Below are 14,555 nucleotides of genomic sequence, written 5' to 3' on the forward strand. Positions count from 1 at the left end.
TGAGTATCAAAGCGAGCGCTGCTATTGGATTGTGGCGTGATCAGCAAAAGCGGAGTGAATACTCCGCTTTTTTATCGCTGATAGTTTGAGTTACTCAGCCCAATCGGTGAAATAACCGTGATGCTAAGGGCCTATTGCCGCAATCATTGAACGAGTCAAGTTTGTGTGATTTTCACTCACTATAACAGACGTTGTCTGCTGCTTGGCTTATGATGTTGCTAGGTAATCACATAAGGATCGAGACAATGAAATTATTCGCACCAGTGGTTTTACTGCTTTCGCTACTCTCACCTCCACTGTTGGCTCAAGAATGGGATTTTCCGCATATCTCAACCACTGGATACGGTGAAGTGAGTGTAAGCCCGGATATGGCTGAATTTTCAGTCAAGGTGGTGGAATCAACCATGAATGCTGAGCAAGCTAAAGCGGCAGTTGATAAAGCGGTGAGTGAGTTTACGGCTAAATTGCTTAAATCTGGTGTTACGCAGCAGAATATTTCGAGTTCTAATTTGTATATTAATCCGCAATACCACTATCCAACCAATGGCAAACCAGAGTTGGTTGGCTATCAGGCTTCTCGCTCAATGACGGTAAGAGTAGAGGATTTGAGCAAGCTGAATCAATATCTCGATATCGCCTTAGAGTCAGGCATCAACCAAGTCAATCGGATTCAATTGAAAGTGCGTGATCAAGATAAGTATCAACAACAAGCACGTATGGCTGCGATTGAAGATGCAAAACAAAAAGCCCAATCTCTGGCTAAAGGTTTTGAACGGCGTTTAGAAGGCGTTTGGCGAGTTGAATATAATACGCCGAGCGTTGAACCGATCATGATGCGAGCGGCGAATGTGAGTGAAAAAATTGATGTGTCTGATACTTATCAGGATTCGAGTTTATTGATCCGTGATCGAGTGGACGTGGTATATAAATTGACCCATTAATGTTGGGCAAATATCAGCAATAAAAAACATCAGTAATAAAAAAGGAGCCGAGAGGCTCCTTTTCAACGATATCATTCACCACTTCCGCGCCGAGTTGGCGTGGGGGAATGAATTACAGTACGTGTACTGAAGTGGTGTTAGTGGTGCCAGAGGCAACCAGTGCACCAGAAACCATTACCACGATGTCGCCTTTCTTACCTAGGCCAGATTGCAGCGCAATATCTTTACCCAAGTGGTAGAACGCGTCAGTGTTATCAATTGCATCCACAACCACTGGAGTAACACCTTTACACAGTACTAGCTGCGCTGCAGTTTTCTTGTTGGTGGTTACCGCGATGATGTTCGCAGTTGGGAAGTATTTACGGATAGAACGCGCAGATTTACCTGCATCTGTCGCCACGATGATCAGTGGTGCAGCCAGTTTCTCAGCTGTGTCTACTGCACTTTTACATACTGCTTCAGTGATACGCAGACGTGGGCTATCCAGACGTGAACCCAGCTCAGCTTTCAGTACTGAATCAGTACGGTTAGCGATTTGCGCCATAATTTTCACTGCTTCTACTGGGTACTTACCTTTAGCGGTTTCACCAGACAGCATCACTGCATCAGTACCGTCCATGATCGCGTTAGCTACGTCACCCGCTTCAGCACGAGTTGGACGTGGGTTCTTGATCATTGAATCCAGCATTTGAGTTGCGGTGATAACCATTTTACGTGCACGGTTACATTTTTCGATCATCATCTTCTGGGCGAAGATAACTTCTTCCGCTGGGATTTCAACACCTAGGTCACCACGAGCAACCATGATGCCGTCAGACAGCTCAAGGATCTCATCGAAGTTGTCCAAGCCTTCTTGGTTTTCGATTTTAGAGATGATTTGGATGTTTTGGCCGCCGTGTGCTGCCAGAACTTCACGGATTTCTTTAACGTCTGAACCTTTACGGATGAAAGAAGCAGCAACGAAATCAACGCCTTGCTCACAACCGAATTTCAGGTCATTTTTGTCTTTTTCAGACAGTGCTGGCAGATTTACAGAAACACCTGGCAGGTTAACGCCTTTGTTCTCACCCAACGCACCGTTGTTCAGAACTTTACATTTAACTTCAGTCTCTGTGGTCGCCAGAACTTCCATTTCGATTAGACCGTCGTCAACCAGGATATGGTTACCTACGTTCAGATCTTTAGCAAAGCCAGTGTAAGTCACAGCTACGCGATCTTTGTTACCAATAACGGCAGTGTCAGTGGTGAACGTGAACTCTTGGCCAGCAACTAAATCAACATCGTCACCGTTTTCCAGTTTGATAGTACGGATCTCTGGGCCTTTAGTATCCAGTAGGATCGCCAGTTGTTTACCGGTTACTTCCATTACTTTACGGAAGTTAGCGATACGAGCACCGTGCTCAACGTAGTCGCCGTGAGAGAAGTTCAGGCGCATTACGTTCATACCTGAGTTAACCAGTTCGGTTAGTTTCTCTACTGACTCAGTTTTTGGGCCAATCGTACATACGATTTTGGTCTTTTTCATGGAAGAGTTTCTCCGATAAACAAAATGATTTTGAAGTTGGTTGTGGATTCTGAAGTGTTCGCGGCGCGGGCAACTTTGCTTCATTCATTGCCAAGTCTAGCTCACCAGTTTACGGCACTCCAAAACTGAAAGTCTTTCAACAGATTTAGTCATTTTATGACTGACTGTTTGATCAAAAATGGCAGAAAAATCGCCACTTAACCCGAATATAGCGCGGATTGATGACGTATTTTTTACTCAATTCTGTAATTTTGTTTCTTTTCGAGCGCGAATTCTACCATTGAATGGCGTCAATATCACTGTTTAAGAATTGTCTTAGGACAAGGTTTTAGCGTGAAATATTAATTTTTTGGATCGAAATAAATAGACTTGTTTGTTTCGTTGTAATTATACTTTGTTTCGATTCGTAACTTTATTTGTGTTTTATAATGTCAAAACGAAATACACAGCTGAGAAGGCACACGATAGTCAAACTGGTTAACGAGCAAGGAGAGGTGAGTGTTGAGGCGCTCTCTGCTCAGTTTGAAACCTCAGAGGTGACGATTCGTAAAGACCTAGCGTCACTAGAGAAAAATGGTCAACTATTGCGCCGCTATGGCGGGGCGATCTCATTACCGAAAGACGTGATGCACGATGCACTGAATGAAAAAGTTTCAACTCGAAAGTTATCGTTGGCTAAAGCAGCAGCCAAATTGATCCGTGACCACAATCGAATTGTGATTGATAGCGGTAGTACTACAGCGGCATTAATTCAGCAATTGAATGAAAAACGCGGCTTAGTAGTGATGACCAATTCGTTGTATGTTGCTAATGCACTCAATGAATTAGAAAGCGAGCCAACTTTGCTGATGACGGGAGGAACTTGGGATACCCATTCTGAGTCTTTCCAAGGCAAAGTGGCGGAATCGGTACTGCGCTCTTACGATTTTGATCAGTTGTTTATTGGCGCAGATGGCATCGATCTCGACCGTGGCACGACCACCTTCAATGAGTTGGTCGGGTTAAGCAATGTGATGGCAGAAGTTTCCCGTGAAGTGATTGTGATGATTGAATCGGACAAGGTTGGGCGCAAAATTCCCAACTTAGAACTCAGTTGGGACAATATTGACGTGTTAGTGACCGATCATGAATTGAGTGATGAATTTGCCAAACAGATTGAATCTCACCAAGTGCGAGTGATTCGTGCCAGTGTGAAATAAGGTATCCCTGAGCGCGATCCCTTGGGTAACCGCGCGATGACATAACAATATGGAGTAAAAACATGTGTGGAATTGTTGGTGCGGTTGCACAACGCGATGTTGCTGAAATTTTAGTACAAGGATTACGTCGTCTGGAATACCGTGGTTATGACTCAGCCGGTATTGCGGTAGTAGATAGTGATAACCAGCTCACTCGTTTGCGCCGTTTAGGTAAAGTACAAGAGTTGGCCGATGCGGTAGAGGCGGCACCAGTGGCTGGTGGCACAGGTATTGCGCACACTCGTTGGGCAACGCATGGTGAGCCTTCAGAAATCAATGCTCATCCACACATCTCTGGCGATATTACTGTGGTGCATAATGGCATCATTGAAAATCATGAAATGCTGCGTTCGATGTTACAACAGCGTGGCTATGTATTTGTGTCACAAACCGACACTGAAGTGATTGCCCATTTGGTTGAATGGGAATTACGTAGTGCCAGCAGTTTATTAGCTGCGGTACAAGCAACAGTAAAGCAGCTGAGCGGCGCTTATGGCACAGTCGTGATGGATCGCAAAGACCCGTCTCGTTTAGTCGTGGCTCGTTCTGGTAGCCCAATAGTGATTGGTTTGGGGATTGGTGAAAACTTCCTTGCTTCCGATCAGTTGGCATTACTGAATGTGACGCGTCGCTTTATGTATCTTGAAGAGGGCGATATCGCGGAGCTAACCCGACGTGAGGTCCGAGTGTTTGATGCGCAAGGTCAGCAAGTTGAGCGTGAAATCAGTGAATCGCATTTAGAGCATGATGCTGCTGACAAAGGCCGCTATCGACATTACATGCAAAAAGAGATTTTTGAGCAGCCTAACGCGCTGATCAATACCATGGAAGGGCGGATTACTCACGATAGCGTAGTAGTGGAAAGTATTGGCGTGCATGCCGCGGAGATCTTAGCCAAAGTTGAGCATGTGCAAATTGTGGCTTGTGGTACGTCCTATAATGCTGGAATGACGGCGCGTTATTGGTTTGAATCGCTTGCTGGGGTGAGCTGCGATGTGGAAATTGCTTCTGAGTTTCGCTATCGCAAATTTGTCACCCGCCCAAACAGCTTACTGATCACCCTGTCTCAATCGGGGGAAACCGCCGATACACTGGCGGCGCTGCGCTTAGCGAAAGAAAAAGGTTACATGGCCGCCATGACCGTTTGTAACGTTGCGGGCTCTTCTTTGGTGCGTGAATCGGATTTCGCCTTTATGACTCGCGCCGGAACTGAAATTGGTGTGGCTTCGACCAAAGCGTTTACTACTCAGTTGGTGACCTTGCTGATGTTAGTGACGGCCTTAGGCAAGCAGCAACAGCATATTGGACGTGAGTTAGAAGGCAAGATTGTGCGTGCGCTACATCAATTGCCGAAGCAGATTGAAAACGCCTTGTCGTTTGAAAAGCAAATTGAAACCTTAGCGCAAGATTTTGCGGATAAACACCATACGTTATTTTTAGGGCGTGGTGAATATTACCCCATCGCACTGGAAGCTTCACTGAAACTCAAGGAGATCTCCTATATTCACGCGGAAGCCTATGCCGCAGGTGAGCTGAAGCACGGCCCATTGGCTCTGATTGATGCTGATATGCCAGTAGTCGTGGTGGCACCAAGCAATGATTTGCTTGAAAAACTCAAATCGAATATTGAAGAAGTGCGCGCGCGTGGCGGATTACTGTATGTATTTGCTGATGAGGATGCGGATTTTAGCGCCGATGAGACCATGAAAATTATCGCCATGCCACATGTCAGCGAAATCGTGGCACCGATTTATTACACCATTCCCATGCAGTTGCTCTCTTACCATGTGGCTTTAATCAAAGGTACTGACGTTGATCAACCGCGTAACCTTGCCAAGGCAGTCACGGTAGAATAAAACATTAATTCTAAATCACAGGTATTGTGGTTCAGTATTGCAATCATACATGAGGCTAAGATCGGTTGATCTTGGCCTCATTGTTTAAATTTCACTGAAATATTGATGAGTTATCAGGTAATCCTGTGCTTGCTGTTGCCCCATATAGCGCGCGAGTGTTTTGCTGGTGACGTTACGTAGGTCGACCACAATCAAGCCATCAAGTGCATTATTGAACGCCGGATCAACGTTAAAACTGACCAATTTACCGTTCAGGCCTAAATATTGGCGCAGTAAGACGGGAACGCCTTTGCCTTCATCAATTCGCGCAATCACCCGTGACAGTAATTGTAAGTCGGCAAGTGAGGTTAATAAGCTGGCATTCCACTGCGTTGGGTCGCTGGGCGGTGGATTGCTGGCGATGACTAATTGTGCTTGTTCGCGGTCATAATAGTGCAGTGTCATAGTGTCAGCGAGTAAACGTCGCGCCTGCTCACTGTAGTCATTACTGATGCTGACCGGACCAAAGAGATGGGTATAGTGTGGATTTCGGCTAATATAGGTGCCAATCCCTTTCCAGAGCAGCAACAGTGCGGTCATACTCTTTTGGTATTGACTATCTATTACTGAGCGGCCCATCTCAATCGCATTGCCCATATTATTGAGAAAACGCTGATCGTAGTGAAAAAGAGTACTGGAATAGAGCCCATTAATTCCATTATGTTGCAAAAGCTGATCAACCAAGCCTAATCGATAGGCTCCAACCAATTGCTGTTGCTCGCGATCCCAAATGAATAGATGCAGGTAATCGCGATCAAACCGATCAATATCTAATGCGTGACCGGTACCTTCTCCAACCGCTCGAAAGTTCAACTCACGTACTCGGCCAATCTCATGCATCAGCGCCGGAATATTTTCGGCTTTGCTGCAATACACATCGAACTGATTATGCCGCAGCATATGGTCTGCATAAGGTAGCTGAGCAATATTTTCCAGCAAATCGCTAACGGGTAGACGCTCGGCGACCGGTAATAAGGAGTGATCACTGGCAGTTTTATTACGCATCGGAGAGGGCTGGAGCAGATAGGTATTGAGGCGTAAATAATTGACCAGCTGTTGATCGCAAAGATGCTGTACCTCACGATGTGAAATCGCTTCACCAAGTGCGATGCCTATCGAAGTTTGTTGCTTATTGAGTAATTCACGGCCAAGCATGAGCGTACGCAGCATCGGGTGAATTTTCCCTGCTAAATAAAATCGGCTTGAGTTATGGCCATCAATATAAACCGGCACTGTCTGCGCCTGGTGTTTTTTCACTAACCGGCTAACCGATTGACTCCACTCTTTATCCTCTAAGCGGCCTGGCTGGTTGTTTACCGATTGAGATACTTCACCGGCCGGAAACATCAGCAGCACGCCACCTTGTGCAAGATGTTTGTGTGCTTGACGTAGTGCCGCTAAGTTGGCCTTTGCTGCATCATTACCTGCAAATACATCAACCCCAATAAATAATGAAGCCAGCTCAGGTACGAGTTTTAAATATTGGTTGGCTAAAATTTTTACATCAGAACGAACAGAGAGCAGCAATTCGGCTAAAATCACCCCCTCGACACAGCCTAAAGGATGGTTAGCCACCACAACAGTTGCCCCATGTTGTGGAATATTGGCGAGCTGACCGCGCACCAGTTGGTACTCAATGCCAAGCACGTCTAAGGTAAAACGCAGAAATGTTTGAGTATCACCACCAACTGGGCGCTGGGCATAGAACTGATTGAGACGCTTTAATCCGGTAGCCCATTCTGTTAAGTGTTCACCTAAACCAAATGGCGTTTTGCGTGGTAAAACGAATGGTGACGTAGAAAGCATAGCAACCTCTAATTTTCTGATTTGCTGATTTGCTGATTTGCTAAGAGGCTAGTGCTGAGATATTGCAAAACGGCGACATTCTGATGAGTTTTTTATTGCGCCGAATGGGGGGCCGCATAAGCTGTAATGGTTTAGATATTTTCAGAAATGAGTTTATGTGTTCACAGTTTGTACAAAAAATGTGCTGAATAAAAACGTTTAATGCTATTTTATTTAAGCGGATAAAACGCAAACAATAACAACGACATTACACCTTTGTTTGGCTGTTCTGGAATAGACGGGAGCGTATGCTCCCGTTGCTTTTTGCCAGTTTTTTCGACGGCTTACTTGGCTCATTGTCTGAGCCAAAATCGTCAGGTACAAAAAAGGTTAGTAAGCACTACGCTTACTAACCTTATGGAATTTGGTGGCCCCTCCCAGGCTTGAACTGGGGACCAAGCGATTATGAGTCGCCTGCTCTAACCACTGAGCTAAGGGGCCGAATAGGTGTCAGATTATAGGGGATGGGGCTAGGTGTGTCTAGCCAAACCCCGAGCAATAATGCTTACAATTTATTCACTTAGCTGATGTGAAAAACAAAAGGTGAGCTAAAGCTCACCTTTTTAATCCATCACTTGAAATGCGCTTACTCATCTAAGAAGCTGCGCAGAACTTCTGAGCGGCTTGGATGGCGTAACTTGCGTAGCGCTTTGGCTTCGATTTGACGGATCCGTTCACGGGTTACATCAAATTGTTTGCCTACTTCTTCTAGCGTGTGGTCGGTGTTCATGTCGATACCAAAACGCATCCGTAGCACTTTTGCTTCACGTGGTGTTAAACCAGCCAGTACATCTCGGGTTGCAGCGCGAAGGCTGGTCGCTGTCGCTGAATCCAGCGGCAGTTCGAGCGTGGTATCTTCGATAAAATCACCCAAATGTGAATCTTCATCATCACCAATTGGCGTCTCCATTGAGATTGGCTCTTTGGCAATTTTCAGCACTTTGCGGATCTTATCTTCTGGCATTTGCATGCGCTCTGCCAACTCTTCTGGCAGTGGCTCACGGCCCATCTCTTGCAACATTTGACGTGAGATTCGATTCAGTTTGTTGATCGTTTCGATCATGTGTACTGGAATACGAATCGTACGTGCTTGGTCGGCAATCGAACGAGTGATCGCTTGACGGATCCACCAAGTTGCATAAGTTGAGAACTTATAGCCACGGCGGTATTCAAATTTATCCACCGCTTTCATTAGACCGATGTTACCTTCCTGGATCAGATCCAAGAATTGCAGACCACGGTTGGTGTATTTCTTGGCAATTGAAATAACCAAACGTAAGTTTGCTTCAACCATCTCTTTCTTCGCACGACGAGCTTTGGCTTCACCAATTGACATGCGACGACTGATATCTTTGATGCGTTCAACCGAGAGTGAAGTCTCTTGTTCGATCATCTTCAACTTCTGGATTGAACGACGGATATCTTCTTCTTGCTCACGGATCTTGGCGACATAAGGCTTATCCGAAGCGAGAACCGTATCCAGCCACTCTTCATTCGATTCATTGCCTGTAAATAGGGCAATAAACGATTTCTTGGGCATCTTGGCGATTTCAACCACGGCCTTCATTGCCAAACGTTCTTGAGTGCGAACGCGGTCCATTGAAGTACGCAGTGTGTTAACTAAATGATCAAACTGTTTTGGTGTCAGGCGAAATTCGCGGAAGATATCCAAAACCAGGCCTGATGCTTCTGCACTTTGCTGGCTATCGTGACCAAATTCGTTAACTGCTAATTGCAGGTTTTGGAATTTGTTGCGCAGTTCGTTAAATTTTTCACGAGCAAGTTCAGGGTCAATACCGACATCTTCTTCGCTATCGCTACTTTCACCGTCGCCGTTTTCATCTTCGTCCTCTTCCTCATCTTCTACGATCGTATCGTCTTCGTCGGCGAGATCGGCTTCAGTAAGTTCGGAACCAATGTGTGTTGCGGTCGGAGCCCCTGTTTCCATGTTATCTGGATCGACGAAGCCCGAGATGAGATCGGTCAGACGCAGTTCTTCGGCTTGAACGCGATCAAACTGCTCAAGAATATAAGGAATGGTGCCCGGATATTCAGCAATCGCACTTTGAACTTGGTTAATACCATCTTCAATGCGTTTGGCGATATCAATTTCACCTTCACGTGTCAAAAGCTCAACCGTACCCATTTCACGCATATACATACGGACTGGATCGGTGGTGCGGCCGATTTCACTCTCTACGCTAGAAAGTGCGGCAGCAGCTGCTTCGGCAGCGTCTTCATCAGTGATAGTCGTATCATCACTGAGGGCAAGATCATCGGCATCAGGAGCGGTTTCCACCACCTTAATACCCATGTCATTGATCATCTGAATAATATCTTCCACTTGCTCTGAATCAACGATTTCAGCAGGTAAGTGGTCATTTACTTCGGCGTAGGTCAGATAGCCCTGTTCCTTGCCACGAAGGACAAGTTGTTTAAGCTGTGACTGCGGATTTTGATCCATAGACGGTATCCAACTTCGTATCTGGTGAAGGAATAAGTATGCGCAATGCAAACCACGTATACTAACAAATTTATTCTTTGCTGACTATCTCAACAGAGTTACGCTTTTAAGCCTTGTAAGATCAAGTCTTGTAGCTCTCTTTTCTCTTCGGTTGATAAACCGACACTTCGCCCTTTCGCCTGCAAATTTTCAATTTGTTTTTCTACGCACTGGGCAAGAATTTTGTCCAATGAGTCTAAAAAAAGTTCTTCTTGATTGTCCTCAACAAGAGGGATATCCCAACTTGCTAGACGAGACAGAAGCTTCTCATTTTTTGTATCTCGCCAATGTTCGAGCAATTGACCTGTAGTGATATGGGGATATTGTTGACATTTTTCAAGTACTTCATTCAAGGTCTCCAGACCCGGAAGTTGTAAATGTCGCACACTGGTGAGATCCGGTACCAATTGAGCATAGCTCGGTTTTTGAATTAGCAGCGCAATAACATCACGCATCGGTGTACGTTTTATGACTTTATGTGGCGCGGAACGCTGTTCTGGATAACGCACTTTTTTGCGCCGCAGTTGGTGATCAAACCCGGTTCGCTCATCGAGTAGTTTTTCAAGGATCTCTTGTAAAAAAGGATCCGGAATTTTATTGATGAGTGGGGTGGCGAGTGCCCGTAGTGCAGATTTGCCCTCATGGCTACCTAAGTTGATTTGGTGAAGCTCAATTAAGTTATCAAATAGGTATTGCGAAAGAGGGGTGGCATTGGCGACTTGCTGTTCAAACTGAGCCTTGCCGTATTGACGTACATAGCTATCTGGGTCTTCGCCATCGGGCAAAAAGAGGAATTTAAGAATATTGCCACTTTTAAGATAGTCTAATGCGTTTTCTAGGGCGCGCCATGCAGCATCACGTCCGGCTCGGTCACCATCGTAACAGCAGATCACTTGGTTAGTTTGACGAAATAGCAGTTGTAAATGATCGCCAGTGGTCGAGGTGCCGAGTGAGGCAACCGAATAATCCACGCCATATTGGGCCAGCGCGACGACATCCATATAGCCTTCGACGACTAAGATTTGTGGTGGTTCTCGATAGGCTTGCAGCACTTCATACAAGCCGTACAACTCTTTGCCTTTATGGAAAATCGGCGTTTCTGGCGAGTTCAGATACTTTGGCGTGCCTTGTTCGGTAATCCGGCCACCAAAGCCAATCACGCGACCACGTCGGTCACGGATTGGGAACATGACACGGCCACGAAAGCGGTCATAGCGTCGCCCATTATCATTCTCAATCAGCATGCCAGCGGTCACTAGCATCTCTTCGCTAGAGCGCTGTTGACCAAAATTGCGCCGCACTAAATCCCATTCATCGGCGACATAGCCAATGCCAAATTTTTGGACGATTTCACCCGATAAACCACGATTTTTTAGGTAATCAATCGCATGTTTATTGGTCGATACTTTGAGTTGCTGACGGTAAAATTGTGCGATGCTAGCCATCAGATCATATAGGCTGCGTTTCTCGTCACTTTTTATCGTTGGGGTTTGTTTAGCAAATGGGCTGGAAGGTGTCCGTTCTTCTCGCTGAACTTCAAGACCTATGGTTGACGCGAGCTCTTCAATCGCTTCCGGAAACTCCATGCGCTCATATTCCATGACGAAATCGATGGCATTGCCATGCGCACCACAACCGAAGCAGTGGTAAAACTGTTTTTCCTGACTAACACTGAAAGAAGGGGTCTTTTCATTGTGAAAAGGGCAGCAAGCACCGTAGTTTTTGCCTTTTTTCTTGAGTTTTACGCGTACGTCAATCACGTCGACAATATCGAGTCGAGCAAGGAGATCATCAATAAAACTGCGTGGGATGTGTCCTGCCATAAATCTCTGCATGTGCCGAAAATGAGAGGGTCAAAGACAAACAAGCCGTGCGTTCCAAAGGATTGCACGGCTTGTTGTAATTGGGTTGGGATTAAGCCAGTTTAGCGCGGACCAAACCGCTTACTTTACCCATATCTGCACGCCCTTGAATATGCGGTTTGAGTACAGCCATCACTTTGCCCATGTCTTGCATGCCTGAGGCGGCTGATTGGGCAATCGCACTGTTGATCAGTGCGCTCACTTCATCATCGCTCAAAGGTTGAGGCATAAAATCCTCAAGTACGGTGATCTCTGCTTTCTCCGCATCAGCCAAGTCTTGACGACCCGCTGCTTCGTATTGGCTTACAGAGTCGCGACGCTGTTTCACCATTTTGGTTAGCACGCCAACAATATCGTCATCGCTCAGAGTGATCTGCTCGTCGACTTCACGTTGTTTAATAGCGGCCAACGCTAAACGGATAGTGCCAAGGCGTAATTTATCCTTGGCTTTCATCGCTAGTTTTTGCTCTTCTTTGAGATTATCAATTAGAGCCATAACAGATTCCTTAGTTTAGGAAGTTGTTATTAGTACAGACGAACGCGACGTGCGTTTTCGCGAGCAAGCTTCTTAGCGTGACGCTTTTGAGCTGCTGCTTTAGCGCGTTTGCGAACGGTAGTTGGTTTTTCGTAGTGCTCACGACGACGCACTTCAGAAAGGATACCTGCTTTTTCGCAAGAGCGTTTGAAACGACGCAGTGCTACGTCGAACGGTTCGTTATCACGTACTTTAACTACTGGCATATGCCTTTCACCTCAGGGGTTAATTCGTTAATGCTGATATTTGATGACTTAAGCAGCAAGAATTCTTGCCCACCTAGTCGATAACCAGCTAGATCAAAATGGTGCGAAATTTTAATCTGATCACCTCAGCTTTGTAAAGCACTTTGTCGCTTACATTGTGGACAAGGTTTGTTTGTCGCGCCAAGGCAAGGTAACATGACGCCATCTTTGATTTTAGATGGCGGCGTGCTGAGAAAACTATGCGCATTATTGGTATTGAAACCTCGTGTGACGAAACGGGGATCGCGATTTACGATGACGAACAAGGTCTGTTGGCGCATCAGCTTTACAGTCAGGTTAAGCTGCATGCCGATTACGGCGGTGTGGTGCCTGAATTGGCTTCGCGTGACCATGTTAAAAAGACCATTCCGCTGATTAAAGCAGCGATGGCGCAAGCCAATGTGACGCCGCAAGATATCGATGGGGTGGCATTTACGGCAGGTCCCGGTTTAGTGGGGGCACTGTTGGTGGGTGCAACGATTGGCCGCAGTTTAGCTTACGCATGGAATGTGCCGGCGGTACCGGTTCACCATATGGAAGGGCATCTGTTGGCTCCGATGTTGGAAGATAATCCGCCGCCTTTTCCTTTCGTCGCGTTATTGGTATCTGGCGGCCATACCATGCTAGTGGAAGTCAAAAATATCGGCGAATACCGAATTTTAGGCGAGTCAATTGATGATGCCGCCGGTGAAGCGTTTGATAAAACCGCTAAGCTGATGGGGCTAGATTATCCTGGCGGACCGTTATTGGCCAAGTTGGCTGAGCAAGGCACGCCTGGGCGTTTTAAATTCCCACGGCCAATGACTGATCGTCCAGGTCTGGATATGAGTTTCTCTGGCTTAAAAACCTTTACTGCGAATACGATAGCCGCAAATGAGAATGATCCACAGACACGCGCTGATATTGCTTACGCCTTCCAAGAGGCGGTGTGCGATACCTTGGTGATTAAGTGTAAACGAGCTTTAGAGCAAACTGGTCTAAAACGGATCGTGATCGCAGGTGGCGTGAGTGCTAACCAACAACTGCGTGCTGATTTGGGCAAACTGGCTCAAAAAATCGGTGGTGCAGTGTATTACCCACGTACCGAGTTTTGTACCGATAATGGTGCGATGATTGCGTATGCGGGCATGCAACGTTTGAAAAATGGTGATGTGTGTGAGCTCGCTTTACAAGCTCGTCCACGTTGGCCGATTGATCAGTTAACACCGATCCAAAAATAAGCCCGCATAGCTAACCCGTAGTGACTCAAACTTGCGGGCTTTTTTTCTCGCCGACTTTGGGCTCTGTGCCCGCCAATAGGCGCTTTAGGTTTTGGTGGTGGCGTAACACGATTAAGCAACACAGCATCGCCACCGCCAGAGTGTATTGCGGTTTAATCAGCCAAGTGTACAGCGGGGCCAGCAGTACGGTCACTAATGCGGCTAATGATGAGTAACGAAACACCAGCATCACCACTAACCATGTCACCACGACCATTGCGGTTAAATCCAGCCCAATTGGAGCAATGGCCCCTAAAGCCGTTGCCACTCCTTTACCACCTTTAAAGTGAAAAAAAATCGGGTACATATGTCCCAGGCAGGCGGCGATGGCCACCAAACCCAACATCAGCGGATCAATATTCAGAAAGTAGCTACCCCATACGGGGATGGTGCCTTTGAGCATGTCACACAGGAGCACGGCGATCGCGGCTTTTTTTCCACCAATGCGTAGTACATTGGTGGCACCGGGATTGTGGGACCCCACATGACGCGGATCGGCCAGCCCTAGCACACGGCAGATCAACACGGCACTGGAAATCGATCCCAGCAGATAGGCAAAAATGATCATGCACAGCGCCAATGGAGTCATAACAGCCTCAAAGTACGTATTTCGAAAACTTTGCTCGAATAACGGTTGCTATTGCCTGCTCAATAATAAAAACCTTTTAGGATTTAGCATCTTGAACAGGTTGGGTATATCATATCGT

11 protein-coding genes and 1 tRNA gene are annotated in these 14,555 nt (G+C 46.3%); 4 read left to right on the top strand and 8 right to left on the bottom strand.

Features of this window, described 5'->3' with window-relative positions:
* Positions 1-245 precede the first annotated feature (245 nt).
* Entirely contained in the window at positions 246-941 is a 696-nt protein-coding gene (locus PUN32_RS06620) for an oxidative stress defense protein (protein WP_274722352.1), read from the top strand.
* Between the two features lie 112 nt (positions 942-1,053).
* Here PUN32_RS06620 and pykF read toward each other — a convergent pair whose 3' ends face one another.
* Positions 1,054-2,466 carry a pyruvate kinase PykF gene (pykF, locus tag PUN32_RS06625; protein ID WP_166013691.1) on the bottom strand — a complete coding sequence of 471 codons (1,413 nt, stop codon included), beginning with the start codon at positions 2,464-2,466 and terminating at the stop codon, positions 1,054-1,056.
* Positions 2,467-2,894: 428 nt separating this feature from the next.
* Here pykF and PUN32_RS06630 point away from each other — a divergent pair, with 428 nt between their 5' ends.
* Both PUN32_RS06630 and glmS read left to right on the top strand, forming a co-directional pair.
* Entirely contained in the window at positions 2,895-3,665 is a 771-nt protein-coding gene (locus tag PUN32_RS06630) for a DeoR/GlpR family DNA-binding transcription regulator (RefSeq protein ID WP_274722353.1), read from the top strand.
* A 62-nt stretch (positions 3,666-3,727) separates the two neighbouring features.
* Entirely contained in the window at positions 3,728-5,560 is a 1,833-nt protein-coding gene (glmS, locus tag PUN32_RS06635; RefSeq protein WP_274722354.1) for a glutamine--fructose-6-phosphate transaminase (isomerizing), read from the top strand.
* 84 nt (positions 5,561-5,644) lie between these two features.
* Here the strand turns inward: glmS and PUN32_RS06640 are convergent, their stop codons facing one another.
* The 6 genes from PUN32_RS06640 to rpsU form a co-directional block, all read right to left on the bottom strand.
* A complete protein-coding gene (locus tag PUN32_RS06640) occupies positions 5,645-7,405 on the bottom strand; it encodes a lysophospholipid acyltransferase family protein (protein ID WP_274722355.1) in 1,761 nt (586 codons plus the stop codon).
* Positions 7,406-7,809: 404 nt separating this feature from the next.
* Positions 7,810-7,885 (bottom strand) — tRNA-Ile (locus PUN32_RS06645).
* A gap of 145 nt (positions 7,886-8,030) precedes the next feature.
* On the bottom strand, positions 8,031-9,908 hold the full coding sequence (rpoD, locus tag PUN32_RS06650) for an RNA polymerase sigma factor RpoD (protein WP_274722356.1): 1,878 nt from the start codon (positions 9,906-9,908) through the stop codon (positions 8,031-8,033).
* A gap of 98 nt (positions 9,909-10,006) precedes the next feature.
* Positions 10,007-11,770 carry a DNA primase gene (gene dnaG / locus PUN32_RS06655; RefSeq protein ID WP_274722357.1) on the bottom strand — a complete coding sequence of 588 codons (1,764 nt, stop codon included), beginning with the start codon at positions 11,768-11,770 and terminating at the stop codon, positions 10,007-10,009.
* Positions 11,771-11,861: 91 nt separating this feature from the next.
* Entirely contained in the window at positions 11,862-12,305 is a 444-nt protein-coding gene (locus PUN32_RS06660) for a GatB/YqeY domain-containing protein (RefSeq protein WP_274722358.1), read from the bottom strand.
* A 29-nt stretch (positions 12,306-12,334) separates the two neighbouring features.
* Positions 12,335-12,550: a 30S ribosomal protein S21 gene (gene rpsU, locus PUN32_RS06665; RefSeq protein WP_166013671.1), complete on the bottom strand. Its 216-nt coding sequence runs from the start codon at positions 12,548-12,550 to the stop codon at positions 12,335-12,337.
* 239 nt (positions 12,551-12,789) lie between these two features.
* Here rpsU and tsaD point away from each other — a divergent pair, with 239 nt between their 5' ends.
* Positions 12,790-13,809, top strand: coding sequence for a tRNA (adenosine(37)-N6)-threonylcarbamoyltransferase complex transferase subunit TsaD (gene tsaD, locus PUN32_RS06675; protein WP_274722359.1), 1,020 nt, complete (start codon positions 12,790-12,792; stop codon positions 13,807-13,809).
* A 25-nt stretch (positions 13,810-13,834) separates the two neighbouring features.
* Here the strand turns inward: tsaD and plsY are convergent, their stop codons facing one another.
* A complete protein-coding gene (gene plsY / locus PUN32_RS06680; RefSeq protein ID WP_274722360.1) occupies positions 13,835-14,437 on the bottom strand; it encodes a glycerol-3-phosphate 1-O-acyltransferase PlsY in 603 nt (200 codons plus the stop codon).
* Positions 14,438-14,555 lie beyond the last annotated feature (118 nt).

This window comes from Vibrio chanodichtyis (assembly GCF_028863985.1).
GTDB classification, from domain to species: Bacteria; Pseudomonadota; Gammaproteobacteria; order Enterobacterales; family Vibrionaceae; genus Vibrio; species Vibrio chanodichtyis.

What these genes read in the sequence shown, in the direction of transcription:
- pykF (WP_166013691.1), bottom strand. Translation starts at nt 2,466, where the DNA reads ATGAAAAAGACCAAAATCGTATGTACGATTGGCCCAAAAACTGAGTCA.
- plsY (WP_274722360.1), bottom strand. Translation starts at nt 14,437, where the DNA reads ATGACTCCATTGGCGCTGTGCATGATCATTTTTGCCTATCTGCTGGGA.
- glmS (WP_274722354.1), top strand. Translation starts at nt 3,728, where the DNA reads ATGTGTGGAATTGTTGGTGCGGTTGCACAACGCGATGTTGCTGAAATT.
- dnaG (WP_274722357.1), bottom strand. Translation starts at nt 11,770, where the DNA reads ATGGCAGGACACATCCCACGCAGTTTTATTGATGATCTCCTTGCTCGA.
- PUN32_RS06620 (WP_274722352.1), top strand. Translation starts at nt 246, where the DNA reads ATGAAATTATTCGCACCAGTGGTTTTACTGCTTTCGCTACTCTCACCT.
- tsaD (WP_274722359.1), top strand. Translation starts at nt 12,790, where the DNA reads ATGCGCATTATTGGTATTGAAACCTCGTGTGACGAAACGGGGATCGCG.
- rpsU (WP_166013671.1), bottom strand. Translation starts at nt 12,550, where the DNA reads ATGCCAGTAGTTAAAGTACGTGATAACGAACCGTTCGACGTAGCACTG.
- PUN32_RS06630 (WP_274722353.1), top strand. Translation starts at nt 2,895, where the DNA reads ATGTCAAAACGAAATACACAGCTGAGAAGGCACACGATAGTCAAACTG.
- rpoD (WP_274722356.1), bottom strand. Translation starts at nt 9,908, where the DNA reads ATGGATCAAAATCCGCAGTCACAGCTTAAACAACTTGTCCTTCGTGGC.
- PUN32_RS06660 (WP_274722358.1), bottom strand. Translation starts at nt 12,305, where the DNA reads ATGGCTCTAATTGATAATCTCAAAGAAGAGCAAAAACTAGCGATGAAA.
- PUN32_RS06640 (WP_274722355.1), bottom strand. Translation starts at nt 7,405, where the DNA reads ATGCTTTCTACGTCACCATTCGTTTTACCACGCAAAACGCCATTTGGT.